Source organism: Microbispora sp. ATCC PTA-5024, assembly GCF_000511135.2.
GTDB classification, from domain to species: domain Bacteria; phylum Actinomycetota; class Actinomycetes; order Streptosporangiales; family Streptosporangiaceae; genus Microbispora; species Microbispora corallina.
The window spans coordinates 2,417,858-2,432,338 of the sequence record NZ_KI866522.1 but is presented as its reverse complement, the minus strand read 5'-3'; the positions used below and the strand labels follow the sequence as shown (position 1 = coordinate 2,432,338).

General features: G+C 73.0%; 15 protein-coding genes, 1 tRNA gene and 1 pseudogene. 6 read left to right on the top strand and 11 right to left on the bottom strand.

Features of this window, described 5'->3' with window-relative positions:
- From MPTA5024_RS43380 to MPTA5024_RS10990, 3 genes and pseudogenes are all read left to right on the top strand, one after another.
- Window positions 1-567, top strand: a pseudogene (locus MPTA5024_RS43380) (DNA primase); the annotation flags it as partial.
- A gap of 146 nt (window positions 568-713) precedes the next feature.
- The gene (gene rpoD, locus MPTA5024_RS10995; protein WP_036322200.1) at window positions 714-1,853 is read left to right on the top strand and encodes an RNA polymerase sigma factor RpoD; all 1,140 of its coding nucleotides are present in this window, start codon (window positions 714-716) and stop codon (window positions 1,851-1,853) included.
- Between the two features lie 254 nt (window positions 1,854-2,107).
- Window positions 2,108-2,626, top strand: coding sequence for a hypothetical protein (locus tag MPTA5024_RS10990; RefSeq protein WP_051457927.1), 519 nt, complete (start codon window positions 2,108-2,110; stop codon window positions 2,624-2,626).
- A gap of 142 nt (window positions 2,627-2,768) precedes the next feature.
- Here MPTA5024_RS10990 and MPTA5024_RS43375 read toward each other — a convergent pair whose 3' ends face one another.
- Entirely contained in the window at window positions 2,769-3,074 is a 306-nt protein-coding gene (locus MPTA5024_RS43375) for a YtxH domain-containing protein (protein WP_036322199.1), read from the bottom strand.
- 154 nt (window positions 3,075-3,228) lie between these two features.
- Here MPTA5024_RS43375 and MPTA5024_RS10980 point away from each other — a divergent pair.
- From MPTA5024_RS10980 to MPTA5024_RS10970, 3 genes are all read left to right on the top strand, one after another.
- A tRNA-Asn gene (locus MPTA5024_RS10980) sits at window positions 3,229-3,301 on the top strand.
- Between the two features lie 254 nt (window positions 3,302-3,555).
- Complete coding sequence (locus tag MPTA5024_RS10975; protein ID WP_232326393.1) at window positions 3,556-4,698, top strand: nitric oxide synthase oxygenase; 1,143 nt, start codon at window positions 3,556-3,558, stop codon at window positions 4,696-4,698.
- 63 nt (window positions 4,699-4,761) lie between these two features.
- Window positions 4,762-5,532 carry an enoyl-CoA hydratase-related protein gene (locus MPTA5024_RS10970; protein ID WP_036322197.1) on the top strand — a complete coding sequence of 257 codons (771 nt, stop codon included), beginning with the start codon at window positions 4,762-4,764 and terminating at the stop codon, window positions 5,530-5,532.
- Between the two features lie 52 nt (window positions 5,533-5,584).
- On the opposite strand, the gene galK is transcribed toward MPTA5024_RS10970, so the two are convergent.
- The 10 genes from galK to MPTA5024_RS43370 all read right to left on the bottom strand — a co-directional run bounded on the left by galK (window position 5,585) and on the right by MPTA5024_RS43370 (window position 14,478).
- Complete coding sequence (gene galK, locus MPTA5024_RS10965) at window positions 5,585-6,706, bottom strand: galactokinase (RefSeq protein ID WP_036322195.1); 1,122 nt, start codon at window positions 6,704-6,706, stop codon at window positions 5,585-5,587.
- Between the two features lie 73 nt (window positions 6,707-6,779).
- On the bottom strand, window positions 6,780-7,196 hold the full coding sequence (locus tag MPTA5024_RS10960; RefSeq protein WP_036323929.1) for a hypothetical protein: 417 nt from the start codon (window positions 7,194-7,196) through the stop codon (window positions 6,780-6,782).
- 65 nt (window positions 7,197-7,261) lie between these two features.
- Complete coding sequence (locus MPTA5024_RS10955) at window positions 7,262-9,031, bottom strand: alpha/beta hydrolase (RefSeq protein WP_051457926.1); 1,770 nt, start codon at window positions 9,029-9,031, stop codon at window positions 7,262-7,264.
- Window positions 9,032-9,161: 130 nt separating this feature from the next.
- Complete coding sequence (locus MPTA5024_RS10950; RefSeq protein WP_036322193.1) at window positions 9,162-10,826, bottom strand: catalase; 1,665 nt, start codon at window positions 10,824-10,826, stop codon at window positions 9,162-9,164.
- 119 nt (window positions 10,827-10,945) lie between these two features.
- Entirely contained in the window at window positions 10,946-11,356 is a 411-nt protein-coding gene (locus MPTA5024_RS10945; RefSeq protein ID WP_036323920.1) for a VOC family protein, read from the bottom strand.
- Window positions 11,353-12,228, bottom strand: coding sequence for a helix-turn-helix domain-containing protein (locus MPTA5024_RS10940; protein WP_051457925.1), 876 nt, complete (start codon window positions 12,226-12,228; stop codon window positions 11,353-11,355). Before MPTA5024_RS10940 ends, MPTA5024_RS10945 begins: the two co-directional genes overlap by 4 nt.
- Before the next feature lie 135 nt (window positions 12,229-12,363).
- Complete coding sequence (locus tag MPTA5024_RS10935; protein ID WP_036322191.1) at window positions 12,364-12,648, bottom strand: HPr family phosphocarrier protein; 285 nt, start codon at window positions 12,646-12,648, stop codon at window positions 12,364-12,366.
- A gap of 12 nt (window positions 12,649-12,660) precedes the next feature.
- On the bottom strand, window positions 12,661-13,701 hold the full coding sequence (locus tag MPTA5024_RS10930) for a zinc-dependent dehydrogenase (protein WP_036322189.1): 1,041 nt from the start codon (window positions 13,699-13,701) through the stop codon (window positions 12,661-12,663).
- Window positions 13,698-14,177 carry a PTS sugar transporter subunit IIA gene (locus MPTA5024_RS10925; RefSeq protein WP_036322188.1) on the bottom strand — a complete coding sequence of 160 codons (480 nt, stop codon included), beginning with the start codon at window positions 14,175-14,177 and terminating at the stop codon, window positions 13,698-13,700. The genes MPTA5024_RS10930 and MPTA5024_RS10925 overlap by 4 nt, the downstream gene beginning before the upstream one ends.
- Window positions 14,170-14,478, bottom strand: coding sequence for a PTS lactose transporter subunit IIB (locus MPTA5024_RS43370; protein ID WP_036322186.1), 309 nt, complete (start codon window positions 14,476-14,478; stop codon window positions 14,170-14,172). The genes MPTA5024_RS10925 and MPTA5024_RS43370 overlap by 8 nt, the downstream gene beginning before the upstream one ends.
- Window positions 14,479-14,481: the final 3 nt, after the last annotated feature.

Here is a 14,481-nt window from a genome sequence, read left to right as displayed (position 1 = left end):
CAGCAGGCCGCCGCCCGCCCCGGCAGGCCGGGGGCCGCCGCGCCGCCCGCGCCGTCCCGGCAGGAGCCGCCCGACCCCGCCGTACGGCTGGAGGCCGAGGCGCTCAAGCTCGCCGTCCAGCGGCCGGCCCTGCTCGGCCCGGAGTTCGACGCGCTCGGCCCCGGCACCTTCACCCGGCCCGAGCACGTCGCGCTGCACGAGCTGATCATGGCTGCGGGCGGCACCGCCTCCGGCGGCCCGGGCGGCCGGGAATGGGTCGACCGGCTGCTCGCCCAGGCGGCGGAGACCCCGGCGCAGGGACAGCCGGGAATCGACCTGCCGTCGCTCGTCACGCGGTTCGCCGTCGAGGCGCTGCGCGCCGACGTGAGCGGCGAGGAGCGATACGGCACGGCCGTTCTCGCGAAATTGCAGGAGACCGCCGTGGGCCGTGCGGTGACCCAGGTGAAGTCGCGTCTCCAACGTCTCAACCCGGTCGACGAACAGCAGGAGTACAACCGTCTCTTCGGCGAGCTCGTGGCCCTGGAGCAGCAGCGACGTGTGTTGCGGGAACGCGCGACCGGGGCCTGAATTAACCACCCTTTCCAGATCTCACAGTCGCCAAACATATGTTTTGATCTCGATTCGGTATTGACTTCTGCCTTACCTTGGGTGACAAAAATAGGCCTGCCATTTTGCGGTGCCTATACCGCACACTGTGATGCGTGGGTGCATCGGTGCTGCCAAGCAGGCCGCCATCGGTAGACCAGGTGGCGGACCTCGTCGCTAAGGGAAGGGAGCGCGGAAGCGTCACGGTTGACGACGTGGCCGCCGCGCTCGACCGATCCGAGCTTCCCGCCGACGCGCTGGAGCGCGTCGTGCGCATGCTCGCCGAAAACGGGGTCGAGGTCCTCGAGCCGCAAGGCGACGAGGAGCCCAGCAGGCCCGACGAGGAGGATGTCGGCAAACGGGCGCCGACGAGCGATCTGGTCAGGATCTACCTCCGCGAGATCGGCCGGGTTCCGCTGCTCACCGCGGAGGAGGAGGTCGAGCTCGCCAAGGCCATCGAGGCGGGGCTGTTCGCCGAGGACAAGCTCTGCGAGAGCGGCGCCGCCCGGCTGGGCCGCCCCGAGCTGGAGGACCTCGTCTGGGAGGGCGTGCGGGCCAAGCAGCGCCTCATCGAGGCCAACCTGCGGCTCGTGGTCTCCATCGCCAAGCGGTACGTCGGCCGCGGCATGCTCTTCCTGGACCTGATCCAGGAGGGCAACCTGGGCCTGATCCGGGCGGTCGAGAAGTTCGACTACACCAAGGGCTACAAGTTCTCGACGTACGCCACCTGGTGGATCCGGCAGGCGATCACCCGGGCCATCGCCGACCAGGCCAGGACGATCCGCATCCCGGTGCACATGGTCGAGACGATCAACAAGCTCGTCCGGGTGCAGCGCCAGCTCCACCAGGACCTCGGGCGCGAGCCGGCCCCCGAGGAGATCGCGGCGGAGATGGACCTGCCGATCGACCGGGTCGTGGAGATCCAGCGCATCGCGCAGGAGCCCGTCTCCCTCCAGTCGCCGATCGGTGAGGAGGACTCCGACCTCGGCGACTTCATCGAGGACGCCGACGCCGTGGTGCCCATCGAGGCGGCCGCGTTCATCATGCTCCAGGACCAGCTCGACGACATCCTGGCCACGCTGTCGGAGCGCGAGCAGCGGATCATCCAGCTGCGCTTCGGCCTCGCGGACGGCCACCCCCGGACGCTGGAGGAGGTCGGCCGGGAGTTCGGTGTGACGCGCGAGCGCATCCGCCAGATCGAGTCCAAGACGCTGGCCAAGCTGCGCCACCCCACGCGGGCGCAGATGCTGCGCGACTACCTCGACTGACGCGCCGTCGACGGGGCCCCGCGGAGACTCTCCGCGGGGCCCCGCCGCGTCCGGAGGGCCGGATGGGGCGGCCGAGTGGGCCCGTACCCGTGCGGGCTGGGCGTGCCGGGAGGACCGGACACGCGCGGCCTCGCCTAGATGTGGAGGGTCCGACGCGGGCGGCCTGTGGGCCCGTACCCGGCTCGTGGGCGGCCGGCGGGGCCGGATAGCCTGCGGACGTACCCGACGACGGTCGCGCTCCCAGGCGGTGCCCCTTGGCTGACTCGAAGCCCTCCCTCTTCGGCAGGTCCGTGCGCCTGCTCGGCTCCCGCCGCCTGCCCGCGGAGGTCCGCACGGCGCTCGCCCTCGACGCCGGGGAACGGCCCATCAGCCACGCCCGGACGTCCGAGGGCGACTACGTGGTGGCGACCACCCACGCGCTCCACCTGCCCGGCGGCCTCCGCCTGCCCTGGCACCTCACGGACAAGGCGGTGTGGGACGAGGAGGGCGTGACGGTCACGATGACCGACGGGCGGGCCCACCGCGTGACCCTGCCCGAGCCGGGCGCGCTGCCCGAGACGGTCAGGGAGCGCGTCACCGCGTCGATCGTGGCCAGCCGCCACGTGGCCCTGGACGCCCGCGGGGGAGTGCGCCTCGTCGCCCGCCGCGTGCCCGGCTACGACACGCCGCGCTGGGAGTTCGTCTTCGACCCGGGTCTCGACGCGTCCGACCCCGGCCTGCGGGCCCTCGCCGAGCAGGCCCTGGAGGAGATGCGGCGCAGCCTCGGCGTCTGAACGGCCGCCGGCCCGCCGAGAAAAGCGAACAAAAGGGATATCGCCGGAGGTTCGTTACTAATTCGGCGATTCCAGAAACGACGAGAAAGCCCCCAGCGGTCGCCGGGGGCTGTCGCGCCTGCCGCCGTACGCGGGGGAAATGTCAGGTGAGCCGGTCGGGGTCGTTGCTCGGCCAGCCGGTCGCGGCCCCCACCCTGTCGGTCTCCCACGACTCCTGCCTGCGCAGGAACGGCACCTTGTCGCCGAGTCTGTCGCCCGCGAGGTCCTTGGCCTTGCCCGCCACCTTCGACGCCTGGGCCCCCACCAGCCCCGCCGCCTCCTGGACCGACGGGCTGTCGGCGACCCGCTGCGCGAAGCGCTTGATCTGCTCGTACCGCTCGCGCCCGGCCCGCGTGCCGAGGACGTACCCGACCGCCAGCCCCGTGACGAACATCGCCTTGTACCGCATCTTCCACCTCCCGCGCTCGTGTTCCCCGCCCCCCTACCCCGAGGGCCTGCAACTATCCAACAGCAATGGATGTGACAGACACCCCCCGGAGTGCGCTAATCTAGTTCCGCGCCGCAAGGAAGGCCGAAAGGCCAGGCCAGGCGGAGCGAAGCAGTCCCGTGTAGCTCAATCGGCAGAGCAGCCGGCTGTTAACCGGCAGGTTATAGGTTCGAGTCCTATCGCGGGAGCTTCTCACACCCCGGCGGGGGGCGATCGACAGGTCGCCCCCCGCCGGGGTTTTCGCGTTGCGCCCGTCCCACCGGGCACACGAGTGTATGGATTCGCCGGACAAATCATGGGACTTCACAGAAAATGTGAGCGCCGCTGCCTTCGGGCCGCGGCAGCCGCGGACCACAGACGTCGCAGTGGGGTGAGGGCCACTGCGTGAAGGGCGTCCCCGCCATCCCGGAACCGGCGCGCGATGCCCGCGAGTGTGAAGTGTGTGGCGGTCGTGCTGACGTGGTTGAGGTCCAGGAAGACGGCGGAGGCCGTACGGGAACCGGAGCGCGAAGGGGAGATCGACAGGCGGGAGGCGGAGGACTTCATCCGGCTGTACCACGCGGAGAACCCGTCCGCGGGGCCGGTGGGACCCCGGCTCAGGGAGGTCCTCGCGGAGGTCTCGCAGCGGGGAACGTACACCCACACGCCCGAGGAACTGGAGTTCGGGGCCCGGGTGGCGTGGCGCAACAGCAACAAGTGCATCGGACGGCTCTACTGGCGGTCGCTGCGCGTGCGGGACCACCGGCACGTGGACACGGCGGACGGCGTCGCCGAGGAGTGCGTGGAGCATCTCAGGGTCGCGACGAACGGCGGCCGGATCCGTCCGACGATTACGGTGTTCGCCCCCGACACGCCCGGGGAGCGCGCGCCGCGAATTTGGAACGACCAGCTCATCCGGTACGCGGGGTACGTCGGCCCCGACGGCTCCGTGACCGGCGACCCCGCGAACACCGAGATCACGGAGTGGGCGCGCCGGCTGGGGTGGCGTGGGGAGGGGACCAGGTTCGACCTGCTCCCGCTGCTCATCGAGACCAAGGACATCCTCTCCATGCGCGAGGTGCCCTCCGACGCGGTCCTGGAGGTGCCCCTGCGGCACCCGCGGCTGCCCTGGTTCGCGGAGCTCGGGCTGAAGTGGCACGCGGTGCCGGCGATCTCGAACATGTCCCTGGAGATCGGGGGCGTGACCTACCCCTGCGCGCCGTTCAACGGCTGGTACATGGGCACCGAGATCGGCGCGCGCAACCTGGCCGACGCGGACCGCTACGACCAGCTCCCCGTAGTCGCCGAGCGGCTCGGCCTCGACACCTCCCACGACCGGACGCTCTGGCGCGACCAGGCCCTGGTGGAGCTGAACCTCGCCGTGCTCCACTCCTTCGAGGAGGACGGCGTGACCATGACCGACCACCACACCGAGGCGCGGCGGTTCATGATCCATCTGGACAAGGAGGAGCGCAACGGGCGGGTCTGCCCCGCCGACTGGTCGTGGATCGTGCCGCCGCTGTCCGGGGCCGCGACGCCGGTCTTCCACCGGTACTACGACGACGTGAGCCTCACGCCCGCCTACGTCCGCCGTACCCGGGACTGACGGCCCGGCCGTTCCGCGGGACGGCCTCCTGGGGTAGAACATAGTTCTGCGAAGGAGGCGGCCATGGTGGTGCTGTCCGAGGACGACGGCGGCGTGCGGCTCCTGACGTTCAACCGGCCCGACCGGCTGAACGCCTGGACCGACGAGATGGGACGGCGCTACTTCGACCTGCTGGAGGAGGCCGACAGCGACCCCTCGGTGCGGGCCGTCGTCGTCACGGGCGCGGGACGAGGCTTCTGCGCCGGGGCGGACTTCCGGACGCTCACCGAGATCGGGTCGGGGGAGTACGCCGGGAAGCCGGACGACCGGCCCACCACGTTCCCGGCGACGATCCGCAAACCGATCGTCGCCGCCGTGAACGGCGCGTGCGCCGGCCTCGGCATGGTGCACGCCCTCGTCTGCGACGTCGTCCTCACGGCCGAGGACGCCAAGTGGACGACCGCCTTCTCCCGTCGCGGGCTGATCGCGGAGTACGGCCTGGCGTGGATCCTCCCCCGGCTCGCCGGGCAGGCCCGGGCCATGGACCTGCTGCTGTCCGCCCGGGTCTTCAGCGGCGCCGAGGCGTACGCCATGGGCCTGGCCGTCCGGGCCGTCCCGGGGGAGCGGCTGCTGGAGGAGGCCCTCGCCTACGCGGGCGAGCTGGCCAGGGAGTGCTCGCCGACCTCGATGTCCATCATCAAACGGCAGGTGTGGGGCGACTGGGAGACCGGGCTCGACGAGTCCCGCGACAGGGCCGTCCGGCTCATGGCCGAGTCGTTCGGGCGGCCCGACTTCGCCGAGGGGGTGGGCGCGTTCCTCGAACGGCGGCCCCCGCGGTTCCCGCCGCTCGGCTGACCCGGCCGTACCGAGCGGGGGGCGCCGGCGCGGCGTCGAGGCCGGCGGCGGGTCAGACGAGCCTGCGGGCTCCGGGGGCCGGGACGGCCGGCAGGAACTCGGGGGCGGCCCAGCCGCGCTCCTCGTAGGCCCCGGCCACGGTGGCGCGCACCCGGTCCACCCGGTCGTCGGCCACGAGCGCGATCGCCGAGCCGCCGAAGCCGCCGCCGGTCATGCGGGCGCCCCGGGCGCCGCCCTTGATCGCCGACTCGACGGCGACGTCGAGCTCGTCGCACGACACCTCGTACTGGTCGCGCAGGGACAGGTGCGACGCGTTGAGCAGCGCGCCGATCTCCTGGACGGCTCCCGCCCGCAGCAGCCCGATCACGGCCTCGACGCGGTGGTTCTCCGTCACGACGTGCTGGGTGCGCGCCCGCTCGTCGCCGCTCAGCCGGGCCAGCGCGTCGGCGAGGTCCGTCACGTCGCGCAGGGACGCCAGGCCGAGGTGCTTGGCGGCGCTCTCGCAGTCCCGGCGGCGGCGGGCGTACTGCCCGTCCGCCAGCTCGTGGTGGACGCGGGTGTTGATGATCAGCAGCTGGAGTCCGTGCGCGGCCAGGTCGAACGGGATCGAGCGGCTGCCCAGGGAGCGGCAGTCGAGGAAGAGGGCGTGCCCCTCCTCGCTCAGCGCCGAGGCCGCCTGGTCCATGATCCCGCACGGCATGCCGACGAAGTCGTTCTCGGCCTTCTGGCCGATCCTGGCCAGCTCCATGCGCTCCAGGCCGAGGTCGTACAGGTCGTTCAGGGCGAGGGCGACGGAGACCTCCAGGGCGGCGCTGGAGGACAGCCCGGCGCCCGCCGGCACGTCCCCGTCCATGACGATGTCGGCGCCCCCGACCGGCAGGCCGCGCTCGCGCAGGACCCACACGACGCCCACGGGGTAGCGGGCCCACCCCTCCGCCCGGTCGAGGTCGTCGAGGACCTGGTCCTTGCCCGGCGCCTGGAGTGAGCGGATGCGGATCACGCCGTCCTCGCGCGGAGAGACGGCGGCGGTGACGCCCCACGGGACCGCGAACGGCAGGACGAAGCCGTCGTTGTAGTCGGTGTGCTCGCCGATCAGGTTGACTCTCCCCGGCGCGTGCCACACTCCGGCGGGCTCGGCGCCGTACGCCTCCCGGAAAGCATCAACAACGCGCATAACCACACACTCCTCAACAACTCCGGCCTTCCCGTAGGGTAGCGCCTCCCGTCGCCCGCCACGGCCCGGATGATCAGGGAGCCGGTGTCCGGTCGGGACGGACGCAGGGCGAGGTGGCGGCGAGGTAGAGATGGTCCCCCTCCGCCCAGGCCAGCGCCAGGACGAACCCGTCCGGCCGCGACAGGGCGGACACGTTCGGATGCCCGGACTCGAAGCCCCCGGTTCCGACGAGCGTGTGCCCCTGCCTGGTCCACTCGTCCACGACCTGACGCGCCACGTGGACGTTGTCCCGCGCCGGTACCTCGCGCAGCCAGTAGGCGCGGCTCACGACGATCCGGCCGGAGCCGCCTTCCGCGTCCTGGCAGCGGCCGGGGACGGTGAACAGCGTCAGAGGCTCCAGGCGGGGGTGCGGACGCAGGACCGCCGCCGTGGAGGTGATGAGCGTGCCGATGCGGTCCAGCGCCTCGTGCTCGCTCAACGTCCTGTCCATCGCGTCGCTCCTCACGCCTCCGCAGCCGGCCAGCACCGCCGCCAGAAGAGCGCACAGCACGCGTCTCACCGGTCCGACCCCCGCAAAGCGTCGGGGGCGAGTTCAGGCATCAGCAGCTCGGGCCGTTCGAGGGGCTTCGGCTGGATGAGCGCGTCGTACCGGCCGTTCACGATCATCGCCATGTTGAGCAGCGACGCCGAGTGCGGGTTCCAGTAGCTGGAGTGGGCGTCGGCGATGAGGGTGCGCTGGACGAAGAAGCGGCGGGCGCCGAAGGAGGCGTCGCCGGGGTCGGCGGCGAAGCGGCCGAGGTACGCCACCGGGTCGTTGCCCGCCTCGCCCACCCAGACGTGCGCGGCCGGGACGCCGAGGTCGGCCGCGTGCTCGACGCCGACTCCGGGGCTGCCCACGAAGACGAACTCGTCCGCCAGGCGCCCCGGCCGCAGCAGGGCGGCCTTGCCCGCGACCAGGGAGCCGTAGCTGTGGCCGAGGACGACGTTGCGCGCGTCCGCGGCGGGCCGGTGGGCGGCGTGCAGCCCGTCGGCGAAGGACGCGAGCGCTCCCGCGCCCGCCGTGGCCGGCGCCTCCGTCGCCACCGACGTCCCCGGCGTGATCATCGCCGGTCCGATCTGCGGGGCGTCGTACCCGAGCCAGGCGATCGAGGCGACCCGCCGCCCGGTGGCGGTGGCCCGGCACTGCTGCCACAGCTGCCGGGCCCGCTCGACGTCGCCGTCCGCGCCGTCGAGGCGGCTGCCGAGGCCGGGGACGTACGTCACGGTGGTGTCGGCCGTGTCGGGGTCGCCCCACGAGACGACGAGCCTCCCGAGCCCGGTGTGGCCGAACGCGAGCAGGTACGCGTGGGGGAGGCCGCCGGCGCCGCCCGGCGCGAGCGACCGCTCGACCAGGAGGACCTTGTCCAGGGCGCGCTGCGCCGCGTCGAGGGTGAGGAGCACGCCGGGCTCGCCCGTCCGCCCCATGAGCGCGACGAGCCGGCGGCACTCGGCCGTCAGCCGGGTCTTCTCCGCCGCCAGGAACCGCCGGTTCGCCTGATCGCGTACGGCGGCCGGAAGGCCGTCGAGCGAGCCGACGCCGCGGGGCGCCGCGGCGACCAGCTCGTCGCGCCGATCCTGGGGCAGCGCCCGCCACCAGGCGTGGACGCGGGCGGCGAGCCCGGGGTCGGCGCCCCACGCCTGCAGCGCGAGCAGGGCCGTCAGGGCCCCGGCGTCGCCCGAGGCGGCGCGGCGCAGCAGCGTCCCGGCGTCGCCGGGGTCGGCGGCGAACGACCCGAACAGCCCGAATCCGATCAGGCCGGCCGGTACGAGACCGGTGCCGTCCTCCGCCCGCTGGATCAGGTCGAGGCGGCGGCGCAGGTCCCGCGCCTGCTCGGCGGCCCACGCGGAGATCCGGGCGACCGTCAGGCCGTCGCCCGCCGGAAGGCACAGGGCTGCCAGTTCGGCCCGGAGGAGGGCCGCGAGATCGGGCAGACGGCCGGCCGCCGTCTCCAGCGCGGCGATCAGGCCGCCCATCGCCCGCGGGTCCACCCCCCGGTACGGCCCGGGCGTCGCCACCATGACCGTCACGGACGTCCGCACCTGCGGCACGGCGGGGGAGGGGGAGCCCTGCCGGGCGGCGAGGGCGGAGACCGCGCCGAGCGCCGACTCGAGGGCGGACTGGAGGGCGGCGCGGTGGCGGGCGAGGTCGTTCGCGAAGCGGGGGGCGCCGCCGCCGACCCAGGCGTGCGCGGCTGTGAGACGGGCGGCCGCGTCCAGGTCGGCGCAGTGGGCGGCGGCCGCGGCGGCGAGCCGGCCCATCGCCCGCGCCGCCGCCGTTCCCGACATGAGCGCCAGCTTCGCAGGGGCGGGCCGGTCCTCTCAGACGATCGCCGCTTCCTCCGGGTAATTCCCGAAGGCCCGGGAAGACGCCGGAAGCCCGGCTCCCGAGGGGGCCGGGGCTCCGTGACCGCGGTCGTCAGCTCTCGGCGGCGACGGTCGCGCGCTCGTCCGGGACGCAGTGCGTCATCTTCAGTCCGGACACGTCGCGGGGGCCGTTCTTGCCGAGGTTGGCGAGGCGCGCCTGGTCCTCCTCCGTCAGGTCCTGGCTGGCCAGCGGCTCCAGGTGCTTGACGTCGTCGGGCGTGATGCCGAGACCCTCGCCCACGCGCAGCCCGAGGTCGTCCTCGGCCAGCAGGAGGTGCCAGACCATCCGCTCCTGGATGGGCCGGACGCACTGGGACAGCATGGTGGTCAGGTTCTCCACGAGGTCGTCGCGCTCCCACTCCTCCATCAGCAGGTAGCGCTGGCCCGCCTGCGTGTAGTCGTCGGTCCGCGGGATCCGCTTGCGGGTGACCCGGCCCACGACCTCCGGGCCCTGCTCGTCGTGCGTCGGGTACTCCGCCTCCCTGAGCCCGCCGGTGATCGAGGGCTCGTAGTTGACGTGCGGGTTCTCGCCGCCTTCGTCGACGTGGTACGTCATCAGGCCGTCCCGCTGGTTGGTCCGCACCTGCGCGTTCTTCGCCTGGTTTACCGGAAGCTGCAGGTAGTTGGGCCCGACCCGGTACCGCTGGGTGTCGCTGTAGGAGAAGGTGCGGCCCACGAGCATCTTGTCGTCGGAGAAGTCGAGGCCGTCGACCAGCACGCCGGTGCCGAACGAGATCTGCTCGTTCTCGGCGAACTGGTTGGACACGTTCCGGTCGAGGACCATGCGGCCGACGGGCTTGGCCGGGAAGACGTCCTCGGGCCAGACCTTGGTGTCGTCCAGCGGGTCGAAGTCCAGTTCGGGGTGCTCGTCGTCGCTCATCATCTGGACGAGCAGCTCCCACTCGGGGTACTCGCCCCTGTCGATGGCCTCGCGCAGGTCCCTGGTGGCGTGGCCCAGGTCGTTCGCCTGGATGCGGGCCGCGTCCGCGGCCGTCATGCTGCGGACGCCCTGCTTGGGCATCCAGTGGTACTTCACCAGCCGGGTCTCGCCCTCGGCGTTCACCCACCTGTACGTGTTCACCCCGAACCCCTGCATGTGCCGGTAGCCGGCCGGGATGCCGCGGGGGCTGAACAGGTTGACGAGCATGTGCAGGCTCTCCGGGCTCTGCGACATGAAGTCGAAGATCCGGTTCGGGTCCTGGCGGAAGGTGACCGGGTCGGGCTTGAGGGCGTGGATGACGTCGGGGAACTTGATGGCGTCCCGGATGAAGAACACCGCGAGGTCGTTGCCGACGAGGTCCCAGTTGCCGTCCTCGGTGTAGAACTTGACCGCGAATCCGCGCGGATCGCGGGCGCACTCGGAGGAGTCCCGGCCGCCGATCACCGTGGAGAAGCGGACCGCGACGTCCGTGCGCTTCCCGGCCTCCTGGAAGAGCTTGGCCCGGGTGTACCGGGCGATGGGCTCGTCGCCCCAGGAGCCGTAGGCCTCGAAGAATCCGTACGACGTGGTGCCGCGCGCGTGGACGACCCGCTCCGGAATGCGCTCCCGGTCGAAGTGGCTGATCTTCTCGAGGAAGTGGTAGTTCTCGAGGGTCGCCGGCCCGCGCGCGCCGATGGTGCGCTGGTTCTGGTTGTCGTAGACCGGGTGTCCCTGCCGGTTGGTCAGCACGGGACGATCGTCCCCGGGCCCCGGTCCTTTGCTCGACACGTCCGTCATGCCGGACGTCTCCTCTCATCGATGTAGGCCGCGTTTAGCCCTGTTCGTGCATGTCAGGCACTCCCTATCCGCTTTTGCGCGGCCTATTCATCGATTTACGACGCGAAAACCGGAGAGATTCAAGTTTTGCTTGGCTCGCCCCGGTAGGTGCCGAAGGACCAGAGGTTGCCTTCCGGATCCCGCACCTCGAACCCCCGGGAGCCGTAGTCGTGGTCCTCCGGCTCCCGGACGACCTGCGCCCCCGCGGCCGTCGCCCGCGCGTACAGCGCGTCGGGGTCGTCGGTCACGACGTACGCCCCGAACGTTCCGGGGGCGAGGTTCCACGTGTCGCCGGGGGTGTCCCGGACCGACCCGAGCATGATCCCGCCCCCGAGGGGCCAGGTGAGCTGGGCGTGGCTGACGTGGTCCCCGTCGCCGTACACGGCGGTCTCCTCGAAGCCGAACGCGTCGACGAGGAACCGGATGAGGGCGCGCGCGTCGCGGGCGCGCAGCGTGGGCCAGACCTGGGGCGGTGGTGTGGTGTCGCTCATGCCCACGAGTCTGTGGCCGGACCGAGGCCGGCGGCTTGGACGTTTCGGAACCAGGGGAACTCCTCGGCCAGCCACGCGCTGGGCGGCAGCCCGGCCAGCGCGCCGAACTCGCGGGCCAGGTGCGCCTGGTCGCAGTAGCCGTGGGCCGCGGCGGCGTCGGCCAGTGTGAGGCGCGACCCGGTCAGCGCGGCCTGTTGCAGCGCCCGCCGCACCCGGTGGAACCGGACGACCCGGCACGCCTCCTTCGGTCCGAGGCCGATCTCGCGCCGGAACCGGTCGGCCAGGTGCCGGGTGCTCCACCCCACGCCGGCCGCGAGGTCGGCCACGCTCACGCCGCCGCCGCTGGAGGCGATCCGCCGCCAGGCCCACTGGACCTCGGCCGCGGGCGCCGGGGCCGAGGCCACGCGGCGCAGCAGCACCTCGTCGAGGACGGTGAACCGTTCGGACCATCCGGGGGCCTCCCGCAGGCGCTCGCGCAGCTCGCACGCCAGACGCCCGAGCACGTCGGCGCCGTCGAGGTCCAGCCCGGACAGCTCGCCCGCCGGGACTCCCAGCAGGGCGCGGGCGCCGGGCGGCGTCAGCGAGATCTGGACGCCCGACTGCCTCCCGTCGTGCGTGATCAGCGCGGGCGTGGTGTGGAGCCCGCCCACCAGCGTGTCGTACGACCCGGGCGGAGTGCGGGGGTCGGGGTGCGCGGCCACCACGAGCGGGTCGTCGAGTGTGACGATCATCGTGAGGTACGGCGAGGGCAGCCCGCGGTGGACCCGGGGCGCCGCGCCGGCCTCCCGGTAGCCGCCGTACTCGGCCACGAGCGCCCGGAGCGGGGGCGCGGGCGGCCGCCGGACGTACTCGCCCACCGGTTCGCCCGCCACCTCACGCCCTCCAGCCCGCGCCGGTCCCTCCCCGCGGGGAGGGTTCCGCTCCCAGTCTGCCCCGGGGCAGCGCGAACGCGCGTCCCCTCGCTCGTCCCTGTCTCGCAGGGGGAGCGGGCGGGGGAGCGGGCGAGGTCAGGCGCCGGGGGCGCCCTCGGCGTCCAGGTCGCGGCCGAGGAGCTCGGCCAGGGAGGCCAGCGCCTCGTCGGCGCCGGGGCCGTCCGCCTCCAGCGTGACCTCGGTGCCGTGCTCTGCGCCGAGGGACAGCACAGCCAGCATGCTGTCGGCCCGGACCGGCGCGCCGTTCCCGACGCGGATCCGCACCGGCGTCCCCTGCCTGGCCGCGGCCTGCACGAAGATCTTGGCGGGGCGGGCGTGCAAACCGGAGCGCGACGCGACCGCCACGGTCCTTTCCGGCATCGCGAACCTCCTTCAGGGCTCGATGGTGACCTTGATGGCCGCGCCGCGGCCGACGACGTCGATGGCGTCCAGGACCTCGGGGAGTCCGAGCCGGTGGGTGATGAGGTCGGCCACGGGGACGGCCCCGCCGGCGATCAGGCCCAGGGCCCGCGCGTTGTGGGCCGGGCTCGACCCGTTCGCCCCGACGATCGTGAGCTCCCGGTAGTGGACGACGTTGGAGTCGAGCCGGATCACCGGGTCGTCCTTCGGCAGCCCGCCGAAGAAGCTGATCCGCCCCTGGCGGGCCGCCATCTGCACCGCCTGCTCCTGGGCGGCGCCCGAGGCCGCCGCCGTGACGACGACGTCCGCCCCGCGTCCGCCGGTGAGCTTGCGCACCTCGTCGACCAGGTCGACGTCGCCGGCGCAGATGGCCGCGTCGGGCCGGACCAGGTCGGCGGCCATGGCGAGGCGGCCGGCGTTGAGGTCGGCGAGGAACACCCGGCCCGCCCCGCGCGCGCGGGCCAGCCGCACGTGCAGGCAGCCGATCGGCCCGGAGCCGACCACCACGACGTCGTCGCCGTCGCCCACCCGGGCCAGCTCCTGGCCGTTGAGGACGCAGGCGAGGGGCTCGGCGACCGAGGCCTCCGCGAAGCCCACGCCGTCCGGGATCCGGTTGAGGCCGTCCACGGCGAGGACCTTGGCCGGCACGATCATGTACTGGGCGAAGCCGCCGTCGTAGTGGTAGCCCATCGACTCCTGGTCGGGGCAGACGGTGCGGTGCCCCCGGCGGCACTCCTCGCAGACTCCGCAGGGGATGGCGGCGATGACCTGGACGCGGTCGCCGGGGCTCCACCCGGTCACGCCGTCGCCCAGCTCGGCGATCTCGCCGGCGATCTCGTGCCCCATCACGCGCGGCGGCCTGATGTGGTGGTGGCCGTACCGGAAGATCTTCACGTCGGTGCCGCAGGTGGAGCAGTTGCGCACGCGCACCTTGACCTCGCCGGGGCGCGGCCGGGGCTCCGGCACGTCCTCGAGGCGGATGTCGCCGGGCGCGTGGAATCGGGCGACCTTCACTCGGATGCGTCCTCTCCTTCGGGGTCGGGATCAGGGGTGAGCAGGGCGACGACCGCGGCGACCTCGGTCGCGTCCCGCAGCGCGGCGGCCCGGTCCGGGTCGAGCAGGATCCGCGCGAGCTCCGACAGCAGCCGGACGTGGCCGTCGCCGCGGGCGGCGATGCCGACGCACACCGTCACCCGCTCGCCGTGCCAGTCGACCCCGCCGGGGAAGCGCAGCACGCAGACCGCGTCGTGCCGGACGGCGTCCTTGGAGACCAGTGTCCCGTGGGGGATGGCGACCCCCTCTCCGACGTACGTGGAGATCGACCGCTCGCGCTCCAGCATCGCCTCCATGTACGAGCCGTCCACGGCGCCGACGGCGGCGAGGGCCCGCCCGCACTGCCGGATCGCGTCCTCGACGTCCACGGCCACGGCGTCCAGCCGTACGGCGCGGGGGTCGAGGGGGAGCGGGGCCGTGCCGGCCCGGTCAGCCATTGATCGTCCCGCCGTTCTTGATGGTCGTGACGAGCCGGGTGACCGCGGGGTCGCCGATGAAGACCTGGAACGGCACGAGCACGACGCCGGGGGCGGTCGCCCGGGCCCGGGCCGCCAGCCCGACGTGGCACAGGATCACGTCGGCGTCCGTGGGGATCGAGTTGACCGGGGTGTGCTCCACCGCGACGGAGGACCCCTTGAGCTGCCTGCGGAGCTGGCTCGCCAGCATCACGCTGCTGCCCATCCCCGCGTCGCAGGCCACGACGATCTTGTGGACGTCCTTGCTCTCAATGGTGGACACGGC

Excerpts from the sequence above, each read along its gene's own strand:
- MPTA5024_RS10925 (WP_036322188.1), bottom strand. The coding sequence starts at position 14,177 with ATGGCTGACCGGGCCGGCACGGCCCCGCTCCCCCTCGACCCCCGCGCC.
- MPTA5024_RS43375 (WP_036322199.1), bottom strand. The coding sequence starts at position 3,074 with ATGCGGTACAAGGCGATGTTCGTCACGGGGCTGGCGGTCGGGTACGTC.
- MPTA5024_RS10945 (WP_036323920.1), bottom strand. The coding sequence starts at position 11,356 with ATGAGCGACACCACACCACCGCCCCAGGTCTGGCCCACGCTGCGCGCC.
- MPTA5024_RS10970 (WP_036322197.1), top strand. The coding sequence starts at position 4,762 with ATGGTGGTGCTGTCCGAGGACGACGGCGGCGTGCGGCTCCTGACGTTC.
- galK (WP_036322195.1), bottom strand. The coding sequence starts at position 6,706 with ATGCGCGTTGTTGATGCTTTCCGGGAGGCGTACGGCGCCGAGCCCGCC.
- MPTA5024_RS10960 (WP_036323929.1), bottom strand. The coding sequence starts at position 7,196 with ATGGACAGGACGTTGAGCGAGCACGAGGCGCTGGACCGCATCGGCACG.
- MPTA5024_RS10935 (WP_036322191.1), bottom strand. The coding sequence starts at position 12,648 with ATGCCGGAAAGGACCGTGGCGGTCGCGTCGCGCTCCGGTTTGCACGCC.
- MPTA5024_RS10950 (WP_036322193.1), bottom strand. The coding sequence starts at position 10,826 with ATGACGGACGTGTCGAGCAAAGGACCGGGGCCCGGGGACGATCGTCCC.
- MPTA5024_RS10955 (WP_051457926.1), bottom strand. The coding sequence starts at position 9,031 with ATGTCGGGAACGGCGGCGGCGCGGGCGATGGGCCGGCTCGCCGCCGCG.